At 40.7% G+C, this 25774-nt stretch carries 26 protein-coding genes; 21 read left to right on the top strand and 5 right to left on the bottom strand.

Going from position 1 to position 25774, the window contains the following annotated elements; translation table 11 throughout:
• Nucleotides 1-78: 78 nt before the first annotated feature.
• From ilvB to JOC78_RS17590, 9 genes are all read left to right on the top strand, one after another.
• A complete protein-coding gene (ilvB, locus tag JOC78_RS02790; RefSeq protein ID WP_204552788.1) occupies nucleotides 79-1794 on the top strand; it encodes an acetolactate synthase large subunit in 1716 nt (571 codons plus the stop codon).
• Complete coding sequence (gene ilvN / locus JOC78_RS02785; protein WP_204552786.1) at nucleotides 1791-2312, top strand: acetolactate synthase small subunit; 522 nt, start codon at nucleotides 1791-1793, stop codon at nucleotides 2310-2312. The genes ilvB and ilvN overlap by 4 nt, the downstream gene beginning before the upstream one ends.
• A 33-nt stretch (nucleotides 2313-2345) precedes the next feature.
• Complete coding sequence (gene ilvC, locus JOC78_RS02780) at nucleotides 2346-3371, top strand: ketol-acid reductoisomerase (protein ID WP_204552784.1); 1026 nt, start codon at nucleotides 2346-2348, stop codon at nucleotides 3369-3371.
• Nucleotides 3358-4899 carry a 2-isopropylmalate synthase gene (locus JOC78_RS02775; protein ID WP_204552782.1) on the top strand — a complete coding sequence of 514 codons (1542 nt, stop codon included), beginning with the start codon at nucleotides 3358-3360 and terminating at the stop codon, nucleotides 4897-4899. The genes ilvC and JOC78_RS02775 overlap by 14 nt, the downstream gene beginning before the upstream one ends.
• Before the next feature lie 18 nt (nucleotides 4900-4917).
• Entirely contained in the window at nucleotides 4918-6027 is a 1110-nt protein-coding gene (leuB, locus tag JOC78_RS02770) for a 3-isopropylmalate dehydrogenase (RefSeq protein WP_204552780.1), read from the top strand.
• A gap of 130 nt (nucleotides 6028-6157) precedes the next feature.
• Nucleotides 6158-7570, top strand: a complete 1413-nt coding sequence (gene leuC / locus JOC78_RS02765; protein ID WP_204552778.1) for a 3-isopropylmalate dehydratase large subunit — start codon at nucleotides 6158-6160, stop codon at nucleotides 7568-7570.
• A gap of 12 nt (nucleotides 7571-7582) precedes the next feature.
• The gene (gene leuD / locus JOC78_RS02760; RefSeq protein ID WP_204552776.1) at nucleotides 7583-8176 is read left to right on the top strand and encodes a 3-isopropylmalate dehydratase small subunit; all 594 of its coding nucleotides are present in this window, start codon (nucleotides 7583-7585) and stop codon (nucleotides 8174-8176) included.
• Nucleotides 8177-8473: 297 nt separating this feature from the next.
• Nucleotides 8474-9592, top strand: a complete 1119-nt coding sequence (locus JOC78_RS02755; RefSeq protein ID WP_204552774.1) for an ABC transporter ATP-binding protein — start codon at nucleotides 8474-8476, stop codon at nucleotides 9590-9592.
• A 107-nt stretch (nucleotides 9593-9699) separates the two neighbouring features.
• On the top strand, nucleotides 9700-11178 hold the full coding sequence (locus JOC78_RS17590) for a glycine betaine ABC transporter substrate-binding protein (protein ID WP_275581987.1): 1479 nt from the start codon (nucleotides 9700-9702) through the stop codon (nucleotides 11176-11178).
• A 143-nt stretch (nucleotides 11179-11321) separates the two neighbouring features.
• Here JOC78_RS17590 and JOC78_RS02745 read toward each other — a convergent pair whose 3' ends face one another.
• Nucleotides 11322-11942, bottom strand: coding sequence for an NAD(P)-dependent oxidoreductase (locus JOC78_RS02745; RefSeq protein ID WP_204552772.1), 621 nt, complete (start codon nucleotides 11940-11942; stop codon nucleotides 11322-11324).
• 108 nt (nucleotides 11943-12050) lie between these two features.
• On the opposite strand from JOC78_RS02745, the gene fumC reads away from it, so the two are divergent.
• Nucleotides 12051-13430 carry a class II fumarate hydratase gene (gene fumC, locus JOC78_RS02740; RefSeq protein WP_204552770.1) on the top strand — a complete coding sequence of 460 codons (1380 nt, stop codon included), beginning with the start codon at nucleotides 12051-12053 and terminating at the stop codon, nucleotides 13428-13430.
• A 71-nt stretch (nucleotides 13431-13501) separates the two neighbouring features.
• Here fumC and JOC78_RS02735 read toward each other — a convergent pair whose 3' ends face one another.
• On the bottom strand, nucleotides 13502-13717 hold the full coding sequence (locus JOC78_RS02735; RefSeq protein ID WP_204552768.1) for an alpha/beta-type small acid-soluble spore protein: 216 nt from the start codon (nucleotides 13715-13717) through the stop codon (nucleotides 13502-13504).
• A gap of 329 nt (nucleotides 13718-14046) precedes the next feature.
• On the opposite strand from JOC78_RS02735, the gene JOC78_RS02730 reads away from it, so the two are divergent.
• Nucleotides 14047-14307, top strand: coding sequence for a metal-sensitive transcriptional regulator (locus JOC78_RS02730; protein ID WP_204552766.1), 261 nt, complete (start codon nucleotides 14047-14049; stop codon nucleotides 14305-14307).
• 48 nt (nucleotides 14308-14355) lie between these two features.
• Here the strand turns inward: JOC78_RS02730 and JOC78_RS02725 are convergent, their stop codons facing one another.
• Together JOC78_RS02725 and JOC78_RS02720 are read right to left on the bottom strand one after the other, a co-directional pair.
• A complete protein-coding gene (locus tag JOC78_RS02725) occupies nucleotides 14356-14553 on the bottom strand; it encodes a hypothetical protein (RefSeq protein WP_204552764.1) in 198 nt (65 codons plus the stop codon).
• Between the two features lie 53 nt (nucleotides 14554-14606).
• Complete coding sequence (locus JOC78_RS02720) at nucleotides 14607-14816, bottom strand: YheE family protein (RefSeq protein ID WP_204552762.1); 210 nt, start codon at nucleotides 14814-14816, stop codon at nucleotides 14607-14609.
• Between the two features lie 153 nt (nucleotides 14817-14969).
• Between JOC78_RS02720 and JOC78_RS02715 the strand changes: the two genes are divergently transcribed.
• The 5 genes from JOC78_RS02715 (at nucleotide 14970) to JOC78_RS02695 (ending at nucleotide 20368) form a co-directional block, all read left to right on the top strand.
• On the top strand, nucleotides 14970-16106 hold the full coding sequence (locus JOC78_RS02715; RefSeq protein ID WP_239586936.1) for a DUF445 domain-containing protein: 1137 nt from the start codon (nucleotides 14970-14972) through the stop codon (nucleotides 16104-16106).
• 66 nt (nucleotides 16107-16172) lie between these two features.
• Nucleotides 16173-16526, top strand: coding sequence for a YlbF/YmcA family competence regulator (locus JOC78_RS02710; protein WP_204552760.1), 354 nt, complete (start codon nucleotides 16173-16175; stop codon nucleotides 16524-16526).
• A 143-nt stretch (nucleotides 16527-16669) separates the two neighbouring features.
• Entirely contained in the window at nucleotides 16670-17512 is an 843-nt protein-coding gene (locus JOC78_RS02705) for a Cof-type HAD-IIB family hydrolase (RefSeq protein WP_204552758.1), read from the top strand.
• 438 nt (nucleotides 17513-17950) lie between these two features.
• Entirely contained in the window at nucleotides 17951-19444 is a 1494-nt protein-coding gene (locus JOC78_RS02700; RefSeq protein WP_204552756.1) for a coproporphyrinogen III oxidase, read from the top strand.
• Between the two features lie 129 nt (nucleotides 19445-19573).
• Nucleotides 19574-20368: an enoyl-CoA hydratase gene (locus JOC78_RS02695; RefSeq protein WP_204552754.1), complete on the top strand. Its 795-nt coding sequence runs from the start codon at nucleotides 19574-19576 to the stop codon at nucleotides 20366-20368.
• A gap of 100 nt (nucleotides 20369-20468) precedes the next feature.
• Here JOC78_RS02695 and JOC78_RS02690 read toward each other — a convergent pair whose 3' ends face one another.
• Entirely contained in the window at nucleotides 20469-20651 is a 183-nt protein-coding gene (locus tag JOC78_RS02690) for a YhzD family protein (protein WP_204552752.1), read from the bottom strand.
• 221 nt (nucleotides 20652-20872) lie between these two features.
• On the opposite strand from JOC78_RS02690, the gene JOC78_RS02685 reads away from it, so the two are divergent.
• The 5 genes from JOC78_RS02685 (at nucleotide 20873) to JOC78_RS02665 (ending at nucleotide 25668) form a co-directional block, all read left to right on the top strand.
• Nucleotides 20873-21769 carry an ABC transporter ATP-binding protein gene (locus JOC78_RS02685; RefSeq protein ID WP_239586935.1) on the top strand — a complete coding sequence of 299 codons (897 nt, stop codon included), beginning with the start codon at nucleotides 20873-20875 and terminating at the stop codon, nucleotides 21767-21769.
• Entirely contained in the window at nucleotides 21762-23009 is a 1248-nt protein-coding gene (locus JOC78_RS02680) for an ABC transporter permease (RefSeq protein WP_204552750.1), read from the top strand. Before JOC78_RS02685 ends, JOC78_RS02680 begins: the two co-directional genes overlap by 8 nt.
• 124 nt (nucleotides 23010-23133) lie before the next feature.
• Complete coding sequence (locus JOC78_RS02675) at nucleotides 23134-24351, top strand: MFS transporter (protein WP_204552748.1); 1218 nt, start codon at nucleotides 23134-23136, stop codon at nucleotides 24349-24351.
• A gap of 89 nt (nucleotides 24352-24440) precedes the next feature.
• Entirely contained in the window at nucleotides 24441-25379 is a 939-nt protein-coding gene (gene yhaM / locus JOC78_RS02670) for a 3'-5' exoribonuclease YhaM (protein ID WP_204552746.1), read from the top strand.
• 91 nt (nucleotides 25380-25470) lie between these two features.
• Nucleotides 25471-25668 (top strand): sporulation YhaL family protein, encoded by a 198-nt coding sequence (locus JOC78_RS02665; RefSeq protein ID WP_204552744.1) that lies wholly within the window; start codon nucleotides 25471-25473, stop codon nucleotides 25666-25668.
• Nucleotides 25669-25774 lie beyond the last annotated feature (106 nt).

The raw sequence follows: 25774 nt of genomic DNA, 5'->3' as shown, positions 1-25774 counted from the left end.
TCTTTTTGTATTTAAACTTTAGAAAGTCAATCACTCTTGCCAAACATTAAAATGACAACAATTTGGAGGGAGAAAGTAATGAGCCCAAAAGTAAAAGTGGAACCCAAGCCGCTAGAAGGCACATTAAGTGGAGCAGAACTTTTTATTGAATCATTGAAAAAGGAAAATGTTGAGGTTGTTTTTGGATATCCTGGCGGTGCGGTTCTTCCTCTTTATGATGCATTATATAGAAATCCGATTCGGCACATCTTAGCCAGACATGAACAAGCGGCAATCCATGCAGCAGAAGGCTATGCAAGAGTTTCAGGCAAACCTGGTGTGGTCATCGCCACATCTGGGCCAGGAGCTACGAACTTAGTCACAGGTATTACGGATGCCATGATGGATTCATTGCCTCTTGTCGTATTCACAGGACAAGTAGCAACAGGAGTCATTGGTACAGATGCCTTTCAGGAGGCTGATGTAATTGGGATTACGATGCCAATCACAAAACATAATTACCAAGTTCGGGATCTGAAAGAACTGCCTCGAATTATTAGAGAAGCGTTCCATATCGCCACAACTGGGCGTCCGGGGCCTGTACTTATCGATATTCCGAAAGATATAGCAACGACCATCACGGAGCCAAACTTTGTGACGGAAGTTGATCTTCCTGGATATCAGCCGAATTTCTCGCCAAATGTTCTACAGGTGAAAAAGTTAGCCGATGCATTAGCTAAAGCGAAGAAGCCTGTCATTTTAGCGGGAGCCGGAGTTCTTCATGGCAACGCCTCTGAAGAACTCTTGACGCTTGCAGAAGAATTAAATATTCCTGTCGTTAATACGCTGCTTGGGCTTGGTTCATTTCCGGCAGAGCATCCGCTCTTCTTGGGTATGGGAGGCATGCACGGGACATATACAGCCAATATGGCGCTATATGATGCAGATTTACTCATTAATATCGGGGCAAGGTTTGATGACCGGTTAACTGGAAGCCTTCAGCATTTTGCTACGAAAGCGACAGTGGCTCATATCGATATCGATCCTGCTGAAATTGGTAAAAATGTAGAAACACAAATTCCGATTGTGGCAGATTCTAAGGAAGCTCTGAAAAAATTATTAAAGCTTGAGCTGACTGCACCAGACTCTGAAGAATGGAGAATGGAGCTAAATCAGAATAAAAAAGAGTTTCCATTATGGAATTCAGAGGATGGAGATGAAATTTCTCCTCAGCGCTTAATGGAGAAGATTCATGAAGTGACACATGGTGATGCCATTGTGACAACAGACGTTGGCCAGCATCAAATGTGGACGGCTCAATATTATGGATTCAGCAAACCAAATAAATGGATTACATCTGGCGGTCTTGGAACAATGGGATTTGGTTTCCCAGCTGCAATCGGCGCACAAATTGCCCATCCGGATGAAACGGTAGTGGCTGTCGCAGGAGATGCAGGATTCCAAATGACACTGCAGGAATTGGGGCTAATTGCTGAACTCAATTTACCTGTTAAAATCATTATTTATAACAACCAAGCATTAGGAATGGTAAGGCAGTGGCAAGAATCTTTCTACGAAGAAAGATACTCACAATCTTTACTTCCTTCCCAGCCTGATTTCGTTAAATTAGCCAATGCTTACGGAATCCGCGCTTATTCCGTTTCCACGGAGGAAGAAGCTGAGAGGGTATTGCAGGAAACTTTGCTTGATCGCGAGTCGGTGCTAATCGATTGCCGCATCAAACCTAAAGAAAAAGTATATCCAATGATTGCTCCAGGAAAAGGGCTTCATGAAATGATTGGGGTGAAACCATGAAACGCATTGTAACGACAACTGTTTTAAATCAAAGCGGTGTGCTTAACCGAATTACGGGGCTGTTTACAAGAAGGCAGTTTAACATTGAAAGCATTACTGTCGGACCTACGGAAGCAGAAGGCATTTCCAAAATGACGTTTGTGATCCATGTAGAAGATAATCGTACAATTGAACAAGTGCTCAAGCAGCTAAATAAGCAAATTGATGTACTAAAAGTTTCTGACATTACCGATCAAGCTGTTGTTGCTCGCGAGCTTGCGCTGATTAAAGTCATTACGACACCGCAAACTCGCGCTGAAATAAATGTAATTATCGAACCTTTCCGCGCAACGATCATTGATGTTGCTAAAGACAGCGTAACCATTCAAGTTGTCGGAAATTTTGAGAAAATCGAAGCGATGATTGACCTGCTTCGTCCGTACGGGATTAAAGAATTATCTCGCACTGGCCAAACGGCATTGACTCGAGGCTCTCAGCGGTTAGTTACAGATATGAAGCAATATTCAATTTTAAACTAAAAAAAACAAAAACAATTTGGAGGATGATGAAAAATGGCAAAGGTATATTATAACGGAGATATCAACGAGGCAGTATTATCAAACAAAGTGGTAGCAGTAATCGGATATGGTTCACAAGGTCATGCACACGCACAAAACCTTCGTGAAAGCGGAGTAGAAGTTGTAGTTGGTTTACGTCCAGGGAAATCATGGGAGCAAGCAGAACAAGATGGATTTGATGTAGTATCTGTACGTGAAGCAAGTGCAAAAGCGGATGTAATCATGATCCTGCTTCCAGATGAGTATCAAACAGCTGTTTATAAAGCAGAAATCGAGCCTGAATTATCAGCAGGCAAAGCACTAGCATTTGCACACGGATTTAACGTTCACTTTAACCAAATCGTTCCTCCAAGTGATGTAGATGTATTCTTGGCAGCTCCTAAAGGACCAGGTCACTTAGTTCGCCGCACATACGAAGAAGGAGCAGGCGTTCCTGCATTGATCGCAGTTTACCAAGACGTAACAGGCGAAGCGAAAGATGTTGCCCTAGCGTATGCAAAAGGCGTAGGAGCAGGCCGTGCTGGTATCTTAGAAACAACATTTAAAGAAGAAACAGAAACAGATCTATTCGGAGAGCAAGCAGTACTTTGCGGAGGCGTATCTGCTCTAGTAAAAGCTGGTTTCGAAACACTTACAGAAGCTGGATACCAGCCAGAAGTTGCTTACTTCGAGTGCTTGCACGAACTGAAATTGATTGTTGACTTAATGTATGAAGGCGGATTAGAAGGAATGAGATATTCTATTTCTGACACAGCTCAGTGGGGTGACTTCGTATCAGGTCCACGCGTAGTAACGGCAGAAACAAAAGCGCGCATGCAGGAAGTCCTTGAAGATATTCAAACTGGTAAATTCGCAAAAGGCTGGTTGCTAGAAAATCAATTAAATCGTCCGGAATATACAGCGATCAATGCGGCTGAAAAAGAACATCCAATTGAAGTAGTTGGCCGTGAACTTCGTGAAATGATGCCATTCGTCAAAAAACAAACGAAGAAAGAAGTGACAGCTGGTGCGAAAAATTGAAATCTTTGACACAACGTTAAGAGACGGCGAACAGTCAGCTGGCGTTAACTTAAATACAATTGAAAAATTAGAGATTGCCAAACAGCTAGAACGATTAGGAGTAGACGTCATTGAAGCGGGCTTCCCAGCCGCTTCAAGAGGCGACCTAGAGGCTGTAAAGTTAATCGCTGATACAATAAAAAATAGCTCTGTGACAGGTCTTGCTCGTGCGAATAAAGGAGATATTGACGCGGCGTGGGAAGCTTTAAAGGGATCGGCTGAGCCGAGAATCCATGTGTTTATTGCGACTTCACCTATCCATCGTGAATATAAACTAAAGATGACGCAAGATGAAGTCGTTGAGCGTGCGGTAGAAGCCGTGAAGTATGCAAAAGAAAAGTTTGCTAAAGTTCAGTTCTCTGCAGAAGATGCCTGCCGAACAGAACCGGAATTTCTAGTAAGAGTGGCAGAAGCTGTGATTGATGCAGGAGCAACAGTTGTTAATATTCCTGATACAGTCGGCTATATTACTCCTAAAGAAATTAAAGAGCTATTTTCTTACTTAACAAGTAATATCAAGAACCTTGATAAAGCCATTCTTTCGGCTCATTGCCATGACGATTTAGGAATGGCTACAGCGAATTCACTGGCAGCGATTGAAGGTGGTGCAGGTCAAGTAGAAGGCACAATCAATGGCATTGGCGAGCGTGCAGGAAATGTGGCACTTGAAGAAGTAGCTGTTGCTCTTCACATCCGAAATGATTTCTATCAAGCTACCACTGGGATGAAATTAAATGAGATCAAGCGTACAAGTAATCTGGTCAGCAAATTGACTGGAATGATTGTACCGGCGAATAAAGCAGTTATTGGTGATAATGCATTTGCTCATGAGTCCGGTATTCACCAAGATGGTGTGCTGAAGGAAAAAACAACGTATGAAATCATTACACCGGAATTAATTGGCGTTTCTTCTAATAAGCTCGTTCTTGGCAAGCATTCTGGACGCCATGCGTTTAAGAATAAAGCGATTGAACTTGGGTTTGAACTAGTGGAAGACAAATTAAATGAAGCGTTTAAAACCTTCAAAGATTTGGCTGATAAGAAGAAAGAAATTACCGATGAAGACTTGTTCTCCATTTTGGCAGATAAGCAAACAGAAGCAACGGATGTCAGCCAATATGCGCTTACAAGCATTCAAGTACAATATGGCACAGAAAATATTCCAACTGCTACGATTGCTGCCGTTCTTCCTGATGGAAGCCAAGTAACCGAAGCAGCGACAGGCTCAGGAAGTGTTGAAGCGATTTACAATACGATCGAGCGAATTATCGATGGACCAGTGAAATTATTAGATTACAAAATTAACTCTGTCAGCGGCGGTCGAGACGCCTTAGCTGAAGTGTATGTTCGTATTCGATTCCAAGAGTCGGAAATCAGCGGACGAGGTACAGCGCAGGACGTATTAGAAGCATCTGCACGCGCTTATCTAAATGCAGTAAACCGAATATTATCATTAAAAGCACAGCAAAAAGAAAAAGCTCACATTTGATGTTACGGAGGGGTACACGTGAAAAAGAAAATTGCAGTATTGCCAGGAGATGGGATCGGCCGCGAAATCACTAAAGGAGCTGCTGCTGTACTCAAAGCAGTCGGACAGCGTTTCGGCCATGAATTTGAAGTAGAATATGCCAATATCGGAGGAGCTGCCATTGATACAGCTAACACCCCTCTCCCTGATGAAACGCTCGAACTTTGTAAGCAAAGTGACGCCGTACTATTAGGGGCGGTAGGAGGACCGAAGTGGGATCACTTGCCATCTCATCTGCGTCCGGAAAGAGGACTGCTGGCAATTCGAAAAGAATTAGGTTTATTTGCGAATTTACGTCCAATTCTCGCTTTTCAAAGCTTGCTGCAATCATCACCATTGAAGCCTGAAATTGCAGAAAATGTAAATTTAATGATTGTTCGTGAACTGACAGGCGGCTTATATTTCGGAAAACCGAGTGAGCGGCGCGGTGAAAAAGAGGATGTCGTCATTGATACTCTTCAATACACACGAGAAGAAATCGAAAGAATTGTGGATCAAGCCTTTGAATTAGCGGCTGTCCGCAAAAAGAAATTAACATCAGTCGATAAAGCCAACGTGCTTGAATCAAGCCGGATGTGGCGTGAGATTGTAGAAGAAAAAGCGAAGATTTATCCTCAAGTTGAAGTTGAGCATATGTATGTAGATGCAGCGGCGATGATGCTTGTCAGTCGTCCAAGAGATTTTGATGTCGTTGTTACTGAAAACTTGTTTGGTGATATTTTAAGTGATGAAGCATCCATGATTACAGGATCTTTAGGAATGCTTCCATCTGCTAGCCTTAGAGCTGACGGTTTTGGATTATATGAACCAGTCCATGGTTCGGCTCCTGATATTGCCGGACAAAATAAAGCTAATCCGATGGCGATGATTTTGTCTGCCGCGCTTATGCTGAAATACTCCTTTAATCTGCGTGAAGAAGCAGAGGCAGTTGAACAGGCTGTACAAGAAGTCCTTAACGCCGGCTATCGTACAAGTGATCTGCAAAGTGCAGGAGGCACAGTAGTAAATACTGATCAAATGATTGAGTTGATTATCCAGCGTGTAGAAGAAGGATCTGCGATCTCTTCTATCATGGGCGCATACATGTAATAAAAAAATGCTAATTAAAAATGATGTGGGGATTCCGTTTCTTATGTATGTAGCTTAAAACCAGGAACAAAGGTTTTTGGCAAAGAAGCGGAATCCCGCTTTTTTAAAAAAAGCAAGTGGGGGGCTGTACATGACACCAAAAACAATTATTGAAAAAATATGGGAAAATCATGTGGTGCGAAGAGAAGAAGGGAAACCGGATTTATTATACATTGATCTTCATTTAGTCCACGAGGTGACTTCTCCGCAAGCCTTTGAAGGACTTCGCATGCAAGGGCGTCCAGTTCGCCGCCCGGATTTAACGTATGCAACGATGGATCATAATGTTCCGACGATTAACCGTCATATTGTAAAAGATCCGATTTCTAAGATTCAAATGGAAACACTAGAAAAAAACTGCCGGGAATTTAACATCGAATTATCTGATATTAACCATCCTGACCAAGGGATTGTTCATGTCATTGGACCAGAGCTTGGACTAACACAGCCAGGAAAAACAATTGTCTGCGGTGATAGCCATACATCAACGCACGGCGCATTTGGTGCTTTGTCGTTTGGAATTGGCACAAGTGAAGTGGAACATGTATTGGCTACACAAACTTTGTGGCAAGCGAGACCGAAGACGCTTCAAATTAAAGTGAATGGCAAGCTTGGTTTCGGCGTAACTGCCAAAGATTTAATTCTTGCCATCATTGCGAAATACGGTGTGAATGCTGGAACTGGATATGTTATGGAATATACTGGTGAAGCCATTCGAGATCTGTCCATGGAAGAGCGTATGACCGTTTGTAATATGTCAATTGAAGCCGGAGCGCGTGCAGGTTTAATTAGCCCCGATGAAAAAACAGTAGAATATTTAAAAGGCCGCCGTCACGTTCCTGATGGAGAAGAGTTTGAGAAGCTGGCGGACTATTGGCTTTCACTTGCTACAGATGAAGGCGCCGTTTATGATCAAACTCTTGAAATCAATGGAGAGGACATTGAACCTCAATTAACATGGGGAACCAATCCTTCTATGGGAAGCGGAATCAGCGCGACAGTTCCAGATCCTGAATCCTATGAACGCCAAGCTGACAAAGAATCTATTGCAAGAGCACTTGATTATATGGACCTTCAAGCGGGAACGAAGCTTGAGGATATTTCAGTTGATTATGTGTTCATCGGTTCATGTACGAATTCACGTATTAGTGATTTGCGGGCAGCTGCAGAAGTTGCTAAAGGCCGTCAAGTTAAGCCGGGAGTTACAGCAATTGTTGTACCAGGTTCACAAACGGTCAAACAAGCAGCTGAGCAAGAAGGACTGGATAAAATCTTTACGGAAGCCGGGTTTGAATGGCGTGAATCTGGATGCAGCATGTGTCTAGCGATGAATGATGATATTGTACCTCCTGGAAAACGATGTGCATCGACATCTAACCGGAATTTTGAAGGCCGACAAGGAAATGGAGCGAAAACACACCTTGTGAGTCCGTCAATGGCTGCAGCAGCAGCCGTAACAGGCAAGTTTACAGATGTGAGAAAACTAGCAGGGGTACATCAATAAGGAGGGATAGCAATGGCTGCGATCAATAAATTTAATGGAGTTGTTTGCCCTCTCAACCGTTCGAATGTTGATACGGATCAAATTATTCCTAAACAATTTTTAAAACGAATTGAGCGTCAAGGGTTTGGTGAGTTCTTATTCTATCACTGGCGATTTGATGATGATGGAAATAAAAGAGAAGACTTCATCATGAACCAGCTTCAATATGAACAAGCACAGATTTTGGTGGCAGGAGAGAATTTCGGCTGCGGCTCCTCGCGCGAGCACGCACCATGGTCACTGCTGGATTATGGATTTAAAGTCGTCATAGCCCCAAGCTTTGCAGATATCTTTTATAATAACTGTGTGAAAAATGGTATTCTGGCTATTCGTCTTTCTGAAGAAGAAGTCGAAACGATTATGGAAAAAGCTGAAGAACCGGGCTATCGCTTATTCATTAATCTAAAAGATCAGGATCTGACTGACCGCAAAGGTTTTGTGGCTGGGTTCGATATCGATCCATATTGGAAAGAAATGCTTTTGAACGGGTGGGACGAAATTGCCGTCACATTAAACCATGAAGAAGACATCAGTAAATATGAAGAACGAGTGACCGTTCCAAAATAAGACGAAAAAACGGACGAGGCTATGATGCCCCGTCCGTTTTTTATTGAATTAAATCATGGAGATAATCCAAGAAATAACAACAATTGCTCCTACTACCATTAGAATTGTTCTTAACATTAAACTTCACCTCTTATAGATAAATAATTTCTTCGAATATTTGGTTATGTGTAAAGTATTCCCCGCAATACGGGAAATAAACTTTATATCAAATTTTACTTAAATCGACAAAAATATTAAGATTCTGTGTTTTTAGTTCTGATATTAGGGTAGGAGTAAATACAGGGAGGTGTCAGGTTATTGATTGAATTTAAAAATATATCAAAAAAGTATAAGGATGGATTTCAAGCACTAAAAGACATTAACTTAGTGATTAATCCAGGAGAGTTATTTGTTTTAATTGGACCTAGTGGATGCGGAAAGACGACGACCATGAAAATGATTAATCGTTTAATTGATCCAACGGCAGGCACGATTACCATTGACGGCAAAGATATCTCAAAAGAAAATCCCGTCAGGCTTCGAAGAGAGATTGGGTACGTGATACAGCAAATTGGTCTAATGCCGCATATGACAATTAAGGAAAATGTGGCGCTTGTGCCGCGCTTAAAGAAATGGAATGAAGACAGATATCAGAAGAAGGTTCATGAACTTATGCACATGGTAGGCCTTGAACCTGACGTATTTGGGGAACGGTATCCATCAGAATTATCTGGAGGACAGCAGCAGCGCGTGGGCGTGATCCGTGCGATGGCTTCAGATCCGAATATTATCTTAATGGATGAGCCATTTAGCGCGCTTGACCCAATTAGCCGTGAGCAGCTTCAGGATGAGCTGGTGCGATTGCAAAATGAAATACATAAAACGATTGTTTTTGTTACACATGACATGGATGAAGCGCTAAAGATTGCTGACCGGATCTGTATCATGAAAGATGGAGAGATCGTTCAGCTTGATAAACCAGATCGTATTTTAAGGCATCCGGCTAATGACTTCGTTCGTCAGTTCATTGGCGAAGAGCGAATTCAAGATGCTGATTCTTTGTCATTGCCTTCATTGGAGAAATTAATGACAGCCCCAGTAACAGTGAGCCCCAATCGCGGAATAGCTGAAGCACTTAAATTTATGCGTCAAAAACGCGTAGACAGTTTAATCATTACTGATTCTGATAAACGGTTTGGAGGAGTCGTAAGTATTTGGGATTTGCAAAAGTCGTTCATTGACGAAGAATTGACATTAAAAGAAATGGTTAAAACAGAAGTGCCAGTGATTCAGCAAAGTGAAGATCCAGAATTGGCCTTAGAAATGATTAATAAATCACCGCTTAGTTTCATTGTCGTCGTAGATGATGAAAACCGGGTGAAGGGAATCATCAATCGGGCTAGTATTGTTCGCCACGTAACGAATCAATTTGTATAGAAGGGAGGTTTATTTCTATTATTTACTTAATTTCACAAACGTCAGATGTATTCAGAAATCGCTGGCCTGAAATATGGCAGCTTGTATTAGAACATTTATATTTATCTTTGCTATCCATTGGACTCGCCATCCTTATTTCGGTGCCGCTTGGCATTTATCTTACCCGCCACAAAAAAATTGCCGAACCGGTTATTGGTGTGACGTCCGTTTTTCAAACCATACCAAGTTTGGCTTTGCTTGTGTTTTTAGTTCCATTCATTGGGACAGGAAAGCTTCCAGCCATTATAGCTTTAACCATTTACGGTTTGCTTCCAATCTTACGAAATACATATTTAGGTATTTTAGGAGTTGACCGAGCGACAGTTGAAGCTGGTATGGGAATGGGAATGACGAATAAACAAGTTCTTTTCATGGTCGAATTGCCTTTAGCTTTAAAAGTAATCATGGGGGGAATTCGGACAGCCACTGTATTGATTGTCGGTGTGGCCACCATTGCTGGATTAATTGGAGCTGGGGGATTAGGAGATTTAATTTTCCGTGGCTTACAGACCTATAACTCTGGATTGATCCTTGCTGGTGCAATTCCGGCTGCGCTGATCGCCATCCTTTTAGACTTCTTTCTGAAGCGAATGGAATACAATGCCTCAACAGAAGCTCTTCAGAAAAAAGGAAAAAGCGGAAGGAAACGCACACTGATCGCAGCCGTTTCAGCGGCGGTTTTAGTGGCGGCATTAATCGGATATTCCTATTTCGGAAGCAGAATCTCTGATGACACAATTACAATTACCGGTAAGTCTTTTACTGAACAGGAAATCCTCGTTCATGTGTACGGACAATTAATTGAAGAAAAGACGGATTTAGAGGTGAATTATGAATCGTTTATCAGCGGTTCAGCTCCTGTATTTGATGGGATGAAACAAGGTTCGTATGATCTTTCAGTTGAGTATACAGGAACAATTTTGCTTAATTACTTGAAAGAGAAGACGGATAGCAACGACCCTAATGATGTATATGACTATGTTAAAAAGCGTTTAGATGAAGAGTATAATTTGCAGTTATTAGATCCGATTGGTTTTAACAACACCTATTCTGTGACCATTCGAGAAGCAGATGCAAAAAAATTGGGAGTCGAAAAGATATCGGATTTAACGCCGCATGCTTCTGGACTTAGATTTGGCTCTGAGCCTGAGTTTCTTGAAAGAGCAGATGGATATCCCGGCTTGCAAAAAGTGTATGGTTTAAATTTTAAAAGCACGCAAACACTCGATCCGGGAATCATGTACAGCGCGATTAAGAATAACGAAGTAGACGTCATTGATGCGTACACAACAGATGGGAGAATTCCTGCATTTAAATTAAAGGTCCTTGAAGATGACAAGCAATTCTTCCCGCCATATTACGCCGTTCCAATGGTCAGAGGAGAAGTGCTTGAAGCGCATCCTGAATTAAAAGACGTGTTAAACCTTTTAGAGGGACGAATTGATGATGAAAAAATGCAGCAGCTGAATGCCGAAGTGGATTTAGAGAAAAAACGTTACAAAGATGTAGCAAGAGAATTTCTAAAAGAAGAAGGTTTGATTAAATAAACCAATGGAGGCTGACTCAACCGGTCGTTACTAAGTGACTGGTTGAGTCAGCTTTTTTGTTCTGTTCAAAAGTACGATGAACTGCTCGGGGAATATATTAGCCTTTCAGTGAGTATACGTTTTAAAATCTTTGTTCTGGATGGCTAGTAGCAAATACCGACTCTCGTTTGAATATATTCTTCATCTACAAGCTGCTCGCAAGCAAATGCAGCTGTATCTTCAGTTGTAATTTCTTTTCCGTTTAATGGAAGATGCTCTTTTTCCAGTCGGTAATGACCTCTTTCTTCTCCAAGAGGCAAGTAAGTCGGACAAATGATGGTCCAAACCATTTCAGATTGACGAATCATTAAGTAAGCTTTTAAATGATCTTCTGCGGCCTTTGTACTTTTTCTTTTAGATTCGGATGTTTGAAAGCGATATTTGGCAGGTTCTATCCGAGATTGCAAGATACCTGCGGTGCTAATGGTTATTAAACGTTTGATCTGTTTTTTTCGCATTGATTTTAGGATCAGCGGCATCGATTGCGAGATGGTGTTCGTTCCGTCACTGCCTAAAGCGACCATCACGGCTTCTGCTGAATCCATTGCTTCCATCACATAATAATCACTCGTCGCATCTCCTTGAATCAACGTAAGGTTTGGGTGGCTGTATGCCATTTTTTGGGGAGAACGGACTAGACATGTCACTTGGTGGTCTGCTTTTAACAATCGCTGCAAGATGCTTGATCCGACACGTCCCGTTGCTCCGAATAAACAAATATTCATCTTCTCGACTCCTGCCTTTTTGTTTTTATTATCATAACATGACAGGAATGTTTTGCTAGAAGAAGGGGAACAGTGAAATAGTAAATGATTAAATGGGGAGGAATAAATTTGGATTACCGCATTGAACGAGACACATTAGGTGAAATGAAGGTTCCGAGTGAGAAATATTGGGGAGCTCAAACGCAAAGAAGCAAGGAGAACTTTCAAATAGGAATTGAAAAAATGCCTTTGGAGTTAATCTATGCGTTTGCCCATTTAAAAAAAGCCGCAGCCGTTGTTAATAGTGCAAGCGGCAAACTAGCTAAGGAAAAATCAGAGGGAATTATTGCAGCGTGTGATGAAGTGCTGGAAGGAAAATGGGATAAACACTTTCCATTAAGTGTCTGGCAGACAGGAAGCGGTACGCAATCGAATATGAATGTGAACGAAGTGGTCGCTAGAAGGGGAAATGAACTGGCGAAGCTTGAGGGGGCGATCCATCCAAATGATGATGTAAATATGTCGCAAAGCTCCAATGATACGTTCCCGACAGCTATGCACATTGCTGCTTATACTGAGGTGGAGAAACGATTAAAGCCAGCCTTAAATCAATTTAAACAAACATTGCAGGATAAAGAAAAAGAATATATGGAATTGATTAAAATCGGCAGAACGCATTTACAGGATGCGACCCCTCTGACGCTCGGACAGGAGATTTCTGGGTGGAGAACGATGATCGAGAGAAGCAGTCAAATGATTGAAGAATCTCAGAAGTATTTGTTGAATTTAGCAATAGGAGGTACGGCAGTCGGTACGGGAATTAATGCGGCTCCGGAGTTTGGTGATCAAGTGGCGGAGCAGTTAAAGAAACAAACGGGATATGAATTTGTATCCTCTGACAATAAGTTTCATGCTTTAACGAGCCATGATGAAATCGTCTATTTCCATGGCGCATTAAAAGCTCTGGCTGCTGATGTAATGAAGGTTGCCAATGATGTCCGCTGGCTTTCAAGTGGTCCAAGAAGCGGAATTGGAGAAATTTCTATTCCGGCAAATGAACCGGGCAGCTCAATTATGCCTGGAAAAGTCAATCCGACTCAGAGCGAGGCCTTAACTATGGTAGCCACACAAATTTTTGGCAACGACGCCACGATCGGTTTTGCGGCAAGCCAAGGAAACTTCGAGCTAAATGTATTTAAACCAGTTATTATTTATAACACGCTGCAATCGATTCGTTTACTTAGTGACGGAATTCGATCCTTTGATGAAAAATGTGCTTCAGGCATTGAAGCCAATTTAGAAACCATTCAGCAGCTCATGGAACGATCACTGATGCTTGTCACAGCACTGAACCCCCATATTGGCTACGAGAAATCCGCTGAAATTGCCAAACTAGCTCATAATAAAGGATTGACATTAAAGGAAGCAGCTTTAGAAACAGGGTATTTAACAGCAGAGCAATATGATGAATGGATCAACCCATCACAAATGGTAAATCTAAAGAAATAACGATAACATAAAGTGAGCCCCTGAATAGTCAGGGGCTCAAGCCATCTCATATAAAGTTGTGTGTCAAACGATTATTGTTGTTGGTAACCGCTGATTTGTTGCTGAGCCATAGACACTAGACGCTTAGTGATCTCTCCACCAACAGAACCATTTGAGCGAGCTGTAGCATCTGGACCAAGTTGTACGCCGAATTCTTGAGCGATTTCGTATTTCATTTGGTCAATTGCTTGTTGAGCTCCGTTTACTAGTAATTCGTTTGTGTTGTTGCTGCGATTTGTGTTTGCCATGTTTGTCATCTCCTGTTGTTTTATTTTTTGGTTGGACTTGCTGGAATTGCACCAGCCCGCAAGTTTTATTGCGTCCAGGACTTCTGGTTAAGCCCATCGAGTAAGTTGTGTGGCGCTTTGTGTTGCTGCTTGTACTACTATTATGTTTTGTTTTGTTAAGTTTATTCAAAAGTTTTAATCGGTAGTTATTTCCTTTTATCTAAGGTGCGAGTGGACTTCCGTACAGGTTTTAGTTAAGCGTATGCTATAATAGTCACAAGTGTATTTGCGGAATTCGACTGTTAGCGTTAAAATAGCTAGTTAGAGGAAAAAGATTGAGGTGTGTAATGATGGACAATAATCGGGATATTAAAAACCGTTTGAGACGCATTGAAGGACAAATGAGAGGCGTCATAAAAATGCTTGATGAAGACAAGCATTGCAAGGATGTAGTTACGCAGCTCTCAGCCATTCGATCTGCTGTAGACAGATCCATTGGTCTGATCGTAGCGAAAAACTTAGAAAGCTGTATTCGAGAGGCGAATGAAAGCGGTCAAAGTGCAGAAGAGGCCATTCAAGAAGCAGTGAATATGATTGTGAAAAGCCGTTAATAGCAAAATCCCCTTGAATTCAAATAGAAATCAAGGGGATTTTTTTAGTTATTGTTGAATTGGCGGGCTTTCTTCACTAAACGTTAAAGCTTCTTCAATATTAGAAGTTACTTGGGTATCCCTCATATGAACGGATCCGCCGGAAAGCCCTTCGTTAATCATACGATCAATGTCTAAATATGCTTTGTCTTTGCCTTCAAAATGAGTGTCAGGCAGAAAGGAAAGATTTTGTTGTTCTCTATTCATACAAACAACCTCCTTTACAATTTAATATGCAGCGTAAAGAAGGCGATTATACATTAATCATATACGTGGAATACCATCAGCTCATGTATTTGCTTTTCAAGCAATTGTCTTTCCTGTTCACTCGGCGGGGTCTGACCCCACTCAATGGTTCCGTTTCCGTGATAAGTTCCATGGTAGGCAGTATTTTTGTAAAAAAAGGAAAAAGTCCATCCAGGAATTTTTTTCGACTCGTATAGCGGTTTATATTGAAAATGTAACAGCATAAGTTCATCACCTCTTTCATTTATTTTAACATGATAAAAACAGTGAAATGGACAAAATTTGCTAATTATTACGGGTTGTCATTATAATTAAGAAAGTAGATAAGTGATATAATCAGCTATTGAGTCACAAATTAATGGAAGGTGAGCAATAAATTGAATATTTTTTTACTAATCCTTTTTATGGTCATAATTGGAGCGGCTATCGGGGGAATTACCAACTCCATTGCCATTAAAATGCTATTTCGGCCCTATAGACCACTTTATATCGGAAAGTGGCAATTGCCCTTTACACCAGGACTAATTCCAAAACGGCGCGGTGAATTAGCCGATCAGTTAGGAAAAATGGTTGCAGAATACTTGCTTACTCCCGAAAGTATTGAACGCAAACTGACTGAGCCAGACTTTCAAAAAGAAATGATCACGCTCTTGCAAAAGGAAGCCAAACCATTCCTTGCAGCTGACCAATCACTCTCTAGTTTATTATATAAGGTTGATGTGAAAGAAGCTGAACTGAAAACGGAGCAGTGGGTAGAGCGTTGGATTGATCAAAAGTATGATGGAATTAAGAACTTCTACATCCACCAAACGGTTAAAGAATCATTGCCGGCAGAATGGCTGGATAAAGTTGAAGTGAAAATACCGGAAGTGTCGGACTATATCCTGACTAAAGGTATTGATTATTTTTCAAGCATCGAAGGAAAACAGCGCGTAAAGAAGATGACGGATGACTTCTTAGCAGAATGGGGAAAACTCGGCAACATGCTGCAAATGATTTTAGGCAATACTTCATTAGAGGATAAAATTCAGCCTGAAATCATTAAGTTTCTTAGAAGTCCCGGCACCAAAGAGCTGATAGATACTCTATTAATGAACGAATGGAAAAAATTATCGGAGTGGAAATGGGAGGATGTTCTTACGCATTTCTCTGATAAACGAGCACTTGAAAAGGGAAAAAAATTCGTCATTCGCCAATTGGATTTGGCATCGTTATTCCAGCGCCCAGTTTCTGATTTTCTTTTGCCGTTTGAAGAAAAAATTATTCATCATGTCATTCCTGAAATCGTCAAAAAGGGCGGTCATTATATTGCTTCAAAAATACCTGTGGTCATGGAGAAACTGCATATTGCAGAAATTGTACGCCAGCAAGTCGAAACCTTCTCCCTAGAACGCCTTGAAGAAATGGTGCTTGAAATTTCACGCAGGGAGTTAAAAATGATTACATTGCTTGGAGCAGTATTAGGCGGGGCTATCGGGTTATTACAAGGGATGTTTGTTGTATTGTTTACATGATTATTCTTTCAATTTATCGCATAGTTTGTTAAAGTGAGGGCATTAAAGATTTGAGGAGGAAGTATAATGGCAGTTAATTTATTCGATTTAGCTTATGAACTTGAAAAGGGTTTGCGTCAAAGTGATGACTACATGAACCTGAAGAAATTGTATGATGAGGTAAACAACGATCAAGAAGCAAGCAATATCTTTGCTAACTTCCGTGAAGTGCAAATGAGACTTCAAGAGAAGCAAATGTCCGGACAGGAAATCACAGAAGAAGAAGTGCAGCAAGCTCAAAAAACTGTCGCATTAGTGCAGCAGCATGAGAAAATTTCTAAACTAATGGAAGCTGAACAGCGTATGGGCATGACGATCGCTGATTTAAACAAAATTATCATGAAGCCGTTAGAAGAAATGTACGGAAATGTAGCAGAATAATCATATAGCACAAAGCTGTTCTCATTCGCAATCAGACCCTCCGTAAGCAGGGATGAGGTTGCATGGAGAGCAGCTTTTTTAGTTCTAAAGCCTGTTTCTCTCACATAATTGTATAAAAAGGTTTCAATAGAGGAGGAACAGTAATGGCTTATCGATTAGTAGCGTTAAGTATAGATGGGGCACTTTTGCAAAGCAATGGAAGAATTAACAAGTCAACAAAAGACGCAATTGATTATGCACTAAAAAAGAATGTTTCAGTATGTCTATATTCCAGCCGAGAATATTCAGCGGTCAGAAAAGTAGCAAAGGCTTTAAAAATTGATAGTGCTCTAGTGGCTCACCAAGGTGCATATATTGCTTCAGAGCCGGATAAACCGTTGTATGTGAAAAGAATCCTTGAAGAGAATACGTTTGAATTGGTTCAGTTTTTAGAATCATTTGATTGTCAAATCACATTAGAAAATGAAAAGTTCTCAGTCAGCAATAAAGCGAAAAAATCGACACTAGTCAAAAGGAATGTGTGGCAGCGCACGCAGAAGTTATTGTATTCCCAGTACTTTGTGGAATCACTCACGGAACATTTATTAGAAGAGCAAATTTCTCCATTAAAAATTAATGTAACGTTCTCTCAAAAACAAACAGCTGAAGACGCAGCGAAAGCGATGAGAAACATATATGATGACGTGTCTATTATCATGAAGGACGATTATAAAATGGAGATCACTGCTCTCGGTGTGTCGAAGTGGAATGGAATTTTATATTTAGCGGAACAACTTGGCATTAACCGTTCTGAAATTGCGGTGATTGGTTCTGCTAAAGATGACCTTGAAGCTGTGCAAGATGCAGGAATCGGTATCGCCATGGGGAATGCCGATTCTAAAGTAAAGGAGGCTGCCCAGTGGGTAACAAGGTCGAATGACGAAAATGGAGTAGGGTATGTTATTAAGGAATTATTAAGGCACCAGAGGACTTCAGTGATAAACTAATGAGAACACCCGTATAACAAAAGCTAAAGCTTGCGTTATACGGGCTATTTTTATTGATCGTACTTGGAGTTGCTGATAAAAGCGGTAAAGTTGCTGATATATTGCAAAAGTTGCCGATAAAAGTGGTGAAGTCGCTGATATATTGCAAAAGTTACCGATAAAGCCGCCAAAGTCGCTGATATACCTCGAAAACCACTGATTCTACCTTGCATTTAGTCTCACACCTGGGCGAACGGCTTTTGCTTTTCGTATTGTCTAGCAAAACGGGCTAGGAGCTCGGGTCAAAAGATCAAATAACCTAAAGGCACAAAACGCCTTTTGGTTATTTGCCTATTTGCCAGTCGCTCCTGGGCGAGCCCGTTTTGCTTTTCATGGCTTGACCATTCTCCCTTTGTTTGAGTATGCTTAGGGGAGTTTATTTTAGAAAGGTGATTCGAGTTGTTAATAGATATTAAAGGTTTGCAGGATGAACGTTTTGAGCGGCCGCTTCGACTGATCGCCAATTTGTTTTTTGAGGAATGCCAAATTTCTTTGGAAAAAGAAACGGACAGTCCGATTGTCGTTGCTTTTGCCATAAAAGAAGAAGACAAGATATCTGTTGAAGCCACTTTAACGGAGAAGGATACGAAAAAGGCATATACGTATACTTACACCAAAGAAGTGACAGCAGCAGAGAATGATAAAGAATATTTTAAGCAGGTGAAGAATGCGGTCTCTCATGCTTATTTGCAGGTTCTCCAGAATTATACAGGGATTGTGCAAAAGTGGGGGATATTAACTGGGATCCGCCCTACAAAACTGCTCCACAACCAAAATAAATTAGGTAAGTCTGCAGAAGAAACACGCAAAAATCTGCGCAAAAATTATTTAATTACTGATGAAAAAATTGATCTCATGCAGCGGATTGTCGATCGTCAGCTCACGATGGTTCCTGACTTGTATGACCTGCAAAAAGAAGTAAGCATCTATATCGGCATTCCTTTCTGTCCGACTAAATGTGCGTATTGCACGTTTCCGGCGTTTGCCATTCAAGGAAAGCTGGGAAAGGTGTCATCTTTCTTAAGCGGACTTCATTATGAAATGGAAGAGATCGGGAAATGGCTAAAAGAGAAAAACGTAAAGATTACAACAGTTTATTACGGTGGAGGTACACCAACAGCTATCACTGCAGAAGAAATGGATGAATTATATGAGCGTATGTACGATGTGTTCCCAGATGTGTCGAACATCCGTGAAATTACGGTCGAAGCAGGCCGTCCAGATACCATTACACCTCAAAAATTAGAGGTGCTAAAAAAATGGAATATTGACCGGATCAGCATCAATCCACAATCTTATACGCAGGAAACATTAAAAGCGATTGGTCGTCATCATACAGTTGAAGAAACGATTGAGAAATATCATTTAGCCCGTGCCATGGGTATGAATAATATCAATATGGATTTAATAATTGGTCTTCCGGGGGAAGGAACAAAAGAATTTGAGCATTCTTTAATCGAAACCGAGAAGCTGATGCCTGAATCTTTAACCGTTCATACTCTGTCATTTAAACGTGCATCTGAAATGACATTAAATAAAGAAAAATACAAAGTGGCCGGTCGAACAGAAGTTGAACAAATGATGGAAATGGCTGAAAGATGGACGGCCAAACATGCGTATGTTCCTTATTACTTATACCGCCAGAAGAATATTCTAGGAAACCTCGAGAATGTGGGCTACTCGATGCCTGGTCAAGAAAGCATTTATAATATTATGATCATGGAAGAAGTGCAAACAATCATTGGAATTGGCTGCGGCGCTGCAAGTAAATTTATTGACCCTAAGACGGGCAAGATTGAACACTTCGCTAATCCGAAAGATCCGAAATCGTATAATGATCGCTTTGTAGAATACACGAATAAGAAAATTGATATCCTCAATCAATTATTTTAAAATCAATTTTTTTAACCTGACTTTACATTTTGAGTCAGGCTTTTTTATGGGAAAAGTTATCAAAATTTTTAAAAAAATATCTATGAATGCGCCTTCATCTTTTGTATTCTTAAAGTAGGAGGGGATTGAATGGAAACCAAAATTAATTATGAGACGATCAAATTGGATGTAGAAGGTGCCGTTGCGCAAATACGTTTTAATCGCCCAAAATCAATGAATGCATTAAACGAAACAATGATGAAAGAGTTTTTGAACTGCTTAAAGGACATTTGTGTGAATGACGATGTGAACATTGTCGTCTTAAAAGGAGAGGGCGGGGCTTTTTCTTCTGGCGGCGACATTAAAGAAATGCTCAGCGGCTGGGATGAGAAACAATTCTTTTCTATTATGGATACAATTAACGAATTAGTGATGACATTATATAATATGCCGAAAGTGACGATTGCTTCCATTCATGGAGCAGCTGCCGGTCTTGGTCTGAGTTTGGCGCTTGCAGCCGACTATGTCATAGCGGATGAAGAAGCAAAATTAGCAATGAATTTTATTGGTATTGGATTGATCCCTGACGGCGGAGGGCATTTTATGCTAGAGCGCCGAGTGGGTGAAAGTAAAGCCAAGCAAATTATTTGGGATGGAAAAGTTATGAATGGCCAAGAAGCGGTCGAAGCCGGAATTATTGACACCAGTGCTCCATCTGGCACGCTTGATCAAGAAGTAGACAAGCTTCTGGAGAAATACCGGGCAAAGCCTCTTCAAGCAATGATCAAAACGAAGAAAATTCTGGCGGAAATGAATCGTCAAACGTTAATTAAAACGCTCGAGCTTGAAAAGAATGGACAGCTGCGCATGAGAGGAACAGAAGATCATCAAGAAGGCGTAAAAGCATTTTTAGAAAAAAGAAAGCCAGATTTTAAGGGCCGTTAATAAAAAATGAGGATAATTCATAGAACTGTGCATTCAGATCAGACTATTGGATAAATAGCTAATCAGGCCAGTCTGTGAATTCATCCTCTATTTTACGTAATTAAACATGAAACAATAATAATTTTCCTGCAGGGGAAGTGCAACGGTACGTATAATCTTCAAAAGCATGCTGGTGAAGAAGTTGCGCGCCTCTTTCTTTTGCTTCCTCATCATTTCTAGCTTGGAATGTTTCGTCTAGCAATTTCTCTCCGCTTTTTTCAAAAACAGTCAGTTTATAGTTCATCTACTACTCCTCCTCAATCATTCGTCTCTATCATTATTTTACACAAATTTTAGAATTTTATAAATAATATTCTATTAGAAATTTTTATATAAATGAAACTATTTTAATAGATGAAACGTATGGAAAAAATGGGTATTTATTTATTTTATTAATAAAATAAATGATAAAAGTGTGTTTTCTTGCATAGTTATTGAAAAAATATGGGGAAGGAGTGACGGGAATTGCTCAAGTTAGATCACGTCACAAAGAATTTTAATGAATTTACAGCTGTGAATCAACTATCACTTGCTATACCGGAAAAAGAAATGTTTGGGTTTTTAGGGGCAAATGGAGCTGGGAAAACGACTACATTCCGAATGGTTTTAGGCTTATTGCAGCCAACAGAAGGAACGATTGAGTGGCAAGGCAAGCCAGTTAACTATTCTGCTAGTTCATTAATTGGTTATTTGCCAGAAGAGAGAGGCTTATATCCTAAAATGAAGGTGAAGGAACAAATTGTGTATTTAGCCCGTCTGCGCGGAATGGATAAGTTGGAGGCTGCCAGACAGACAGATCATTGGCTAGAACGCTTCAATGTGCCTGATTACGCGAATAAAAAGGTAGAGGAACTATCTAAAGGAAATCAGCAGAAGATCCAATTCATCACATCAGTTGTCCACAATCCTCAATTATTAATCTTGGATGAACCTTTCAGCGGACTTGATCCTGTAAATGTAGAATTGCTTAAGGAAGCTGTGCTGGACTTAAAAAATAATGGGACGACGATCGTGTTTTCCAGTCATCGTATGGAGCATGTGGAAGAGCTATGTGAACATCTATGCATCATGCATCATGGGAAGCCAGTTGTACATGGAAAGCTTCGGGATATTAAGCGTTCTTTTGGGAAAAAGAATGTTTCCGTGCAAGCCGATTTTGATGTCAGCTATTTAGCGGAAATGCAGGGTGTATTAAAAGCGAAAAAAACGGCTGAAGGAATCACTCTGCAAGTAGCTGAGGAAAAAACAGCTCAATCCATTTTTTCAAGCTTGCAAGGCAAAGGATTCGTGAAGAAGTTCGAACTTGAAGAACCTTCTTTAAATGATATTTTTATTGAAAAGGCGGGTGCTTCCTATGAATAGTTTTTGGATTATGCTGAGCCAGGCATACATAAATAAATTTAAAACAAAGGTCTTCTTGTTAACAACGATCATCGTTTCACTTTCTATTCTATTAATGGCCAATTTTGAACAAGTCATTTCCATGTTTGATAAAGAAGAGGAAAAAACGAAAATTGCCGTCATTGATGAAAGCGGAATATTATATGATCCGCTAAAACAGCAGATGGCAGTAATTGATAAGGGTGTTGAAATAGTAAAAACAGATCAGTCAGAAAATGACTTGAAAGATGCTGTCGAAGAAGGAGAGTTTAATGGGTATTTATTGTTAAATCAGACAGAGGAAGAATTGCCTGCAGGAACTTATAAGGCAGACACGGTAGCTAATAGCAGACTTGTAGCCGATCTGCAGTTAGCGCTGCAAAATATCAAAACAGCTGAAGCAGCCAAACAGTTTAATTTAACCCCCGAGCAAATCGCTCTTTGGAATACTCCAGTTGATTTTCAGAAAATTGCTCTTGCGAAGAATGCTAAATCGGAAGAAGAAATTATGCAAGCCCAGGCACTGGTATACGTCCTTTTATTCTTTATTTATATTTCGGTTATCACGTATTCGAATATGATTGCAGCTGAAGTAGCCATTGAGAAATCATCTAGAGTCATGGAGATCTTGATTTCAAGTGTGTCCCCAGTGAAGCAAATGTTCGCAAAAATCTTAGGGATCGGCCTTTTGGGAATGACTCAAATGACAGTCTGGCTCAGTGTCGCCTATCTAGCTAATTCAGGAAAGTCAGAAGATAGTTTATTGACGGCATTTGGCCTGACAAATGTAGCTCCTTCTATGATTGTGTATGCGGTTATTTTCTTTATTCTCGGCTATTTTTTATATGCCACAATTGCTGCTCTGCTCGGTTCGCTTGTCAGCCGCTTAGAAGATGTTCAGCAAATGATGATGCCGTTAACTTTTCTTGTGATGATCGGATTCTTTATTTCCATGTTTGGTTTAGGGAATCCGGAGTCTTCGGTCATTACATTTACTTCATACGTGCCTTTTTTTACTCCGATGATTATGTTTGTGAGGATAGGGATGCTAGACATCTCAATTATTGAGATCAGTTTAGGGATAGCGATATTAGCCGCTTCTATCATCGGGTTCGCCCTCATTGGAGCAAGAGTGTATAAAGGCGGAGTCTTAATGTATGGGAAGTCCAACTCCTTAAAGGATATAAAGAAAGCCCTGCAATTATCAAAGAACGAAAAATAATGTCATCTAGCCCCCTCTTTTTAAAGTTCCTATACTTTGAAAGGGGGTTATTTATTTCTTTCACAATTGTTCACAATTCGGTAAAATAATAGCATGGCTATTGAAATACGAGAGGATTTTGGAAATGGAAAAACAACAGAAGGGCTTCCAGCAAAATAAAGGCCCTTTATTTTTATTGAGTTTTAACTTATTTATCATCATGATTGGGATTGGTCTTGTTATTCCCATTTTGCCGTTTTACGTAGAAGAATACGGGGCGGGGCCCAAAACTCTTGGCGCTTTGATTGCGGTCTATTCTTTTATGCAGTTTATATTTGCACCTGTTTGGGGAAGGTTGTCTGATAAAATTGGGCGGAAGCCATTAATAACAATCGGTCTGATTGGCTTTGCGATAGCTGAATTTATGTTTGCTTTTGCAGCGGGTGTGTGGATGCTCTTTGCTGCGCGTATACTTGCCGGCACATTTGGTTCTGCTTTAATGCCAACTGCCATGGCTTATGTATCGGATGTAACAGAGGCGGAAAACAGGGGAAAAGGAATGGGGATTTTAGGGGCAGCTATGGGACTTGGGATCGTTATTGGTCCGGGTATTGGCGGCTGGCTCGCAGAATATGATTTATCTTATCCATTTATATTTGCCGGAATTGCTGCCCTGATCGCAGCTGCCGTATCCGTCATAGTTTTACCGGAATCGTACTCGAAAGAACAAAGAGAAATGGATGCCAAAGAGAAAGAAAATGAGCCGCTTATTAATAGAACGGATTTACTGAAACAAACTTTAAGAAGCCCAGTTGGATTTCTGCTGCTGCTCGTTTTCTTGCTTAGCTTTGGATTGGCGAACTTTCAGTCGATTTTCAGTTACTACTCATGGGAACGCTACGGATATGGACCTCGTGACGTAGGACTGATTATGCTTATTATTGGTATCATTGGAATTGTTGTTCAAGGCTATGGAGTAGGGAAGATGACGAAAAAATTTGGCGACAGAAGAACGGTTCTCATCTCGCTTCTAATCAGTGCCGGAGGGTTTGTAGTGATGACATTAGCAGGCAGCTTTATATTTGTGCTGCTGACAACTGGCCTTTTTTTTATCGGCAATTCATTGCTGCGTCCTTCTGTGAACTCACTGATATCAAAACATGCCGGAACTAAACAGGGGTATATTATGGGCTTAAACAACTCCGTTTTAAGTCTTGGCAATGTGGCTGGTCCGATTTTAGCAGGCATATTATTTGAATGGAATATTCATTTGCCGTATTTGTTCGGAGCAGCTGTTATGCTTGTTGGATTTGTACTTACGGCCATTTGGAATGCCCGGCAGCCTGAACAGGCATCTGAGTAAATGGAACTGAACAATAGTGTGGCTTGGTCATTTTAAAAATAAAACATTCATATGATATAATTTGGACATTAGCCTAAGGGGGGAAAACCATGTCTCAAGGGATTACACATATTGAAGCAGGTCAAAGCGTTGAATGTTTTCTCTTAATTAAAACAGCTACGAGAAGCATTGCAGTAAATGGCAACCCTTATTTAACGCTTATGCTTCAAGATCAAAGCGGTGAGATTGAAGCGAAGCTTTGGGATGCAAAAGAAGAAACAGAAAAGCAGTACCAGCCACAAACGATTGTGAAAGTAACTGGCGAGATTCAAAACTACCGCGGACGCATGCAGCTGAAAATCCGTCAAATCCGTCCGGCCACTCCACAGGATGGGATGAAAATAAGCGACTTTATTGAAACCGCTCCAATGGAACAGGAAGACATGACCGAACTGATTACTCAATTTATTTTTGAGATGAAAAATCCGTCCATTCAGCGAATCACTAGGTTTCTGCTTAAAAAATATCATCAAGAATTTCTGGAATATCCTGCCGCAACGAAGAATCATCATGAGTTCGTATCAGGACTCGCTTATCATGTGGTTTCCATGCTGAAATTGGCGAAGTCCATTGCGGATCTTTACCCTTCACTTGATCGGGACTTATTGTACTCAGGTGTGATTCTGCACGATCTAGGTAAAGTAATTGAACTGTCTGGACCAGTATCCACTACATATACGGTGGAGGGAAATTTACTTGGGCATATCACGATCATGGTGAATGAAATCGGTAAAGCGGCAGAAGAGCTCGAAATCGCTGGGGAAGAAATTATGATTCTTCAGCACCTCGTGTTATCACATCATGGAAAGGCAGAGTGGGGAAGTCCAAAACCGCCTATGATTAAAGAGGCGGAGATTCTCCATTACATTGATAACTTAGATGCCAAGATGAATATGCTTGACCGGGCGTTAGACCGCACGAAACCAGGTGAATTCTCTGAGCGTGTATTCGCATTAGATAATCGCTCATTCTACAAACCAACTTTTTAATTTTTACAGCATGTCTTCTTTTTGAAGGCATGTTTTTTTCTGTTCCTGAATAAGTTATAACAAATGCGGCAATCGAAAGGAGAAACAGTAAATGACATTTCCAATTTGGATGTACTTTGTAGTAGCAGGGATATTTTTCAGCGCATTTATGACGGTAAAGACTTCAAGTGCCGAAAGAAGGGCCGAACAGGAGTATATAGAACAAGAAGGAGATATCTATATGCAAAGGCTGGCCAAGGAAAGGGAAGAAAGAAACAACACCTTGGAAGAATACGAAATTAATCATTAATATATTGTAGCTAACTGTTCTGTGTAACGTTCTTTGCATTGCATGGGGCAGTTTTTATTTTAATTGAGGGTGACTGATAAACAAAAAAGTGACTCTGCAAAGAACA

The sequence above is a fragment of the Bacillus ectoiniformans genome, from assembly GCF_016908875.1.
Classification (GTDB): Bacteria; Bacillota; Bacilli; order Bacillales; family Domibacillaceae; genus Bacillus_BX; species Bacillus_BX ectoiniformans.
This window is presented reverse-complemented; position numbering and strand designations above follow the sequence as displayed.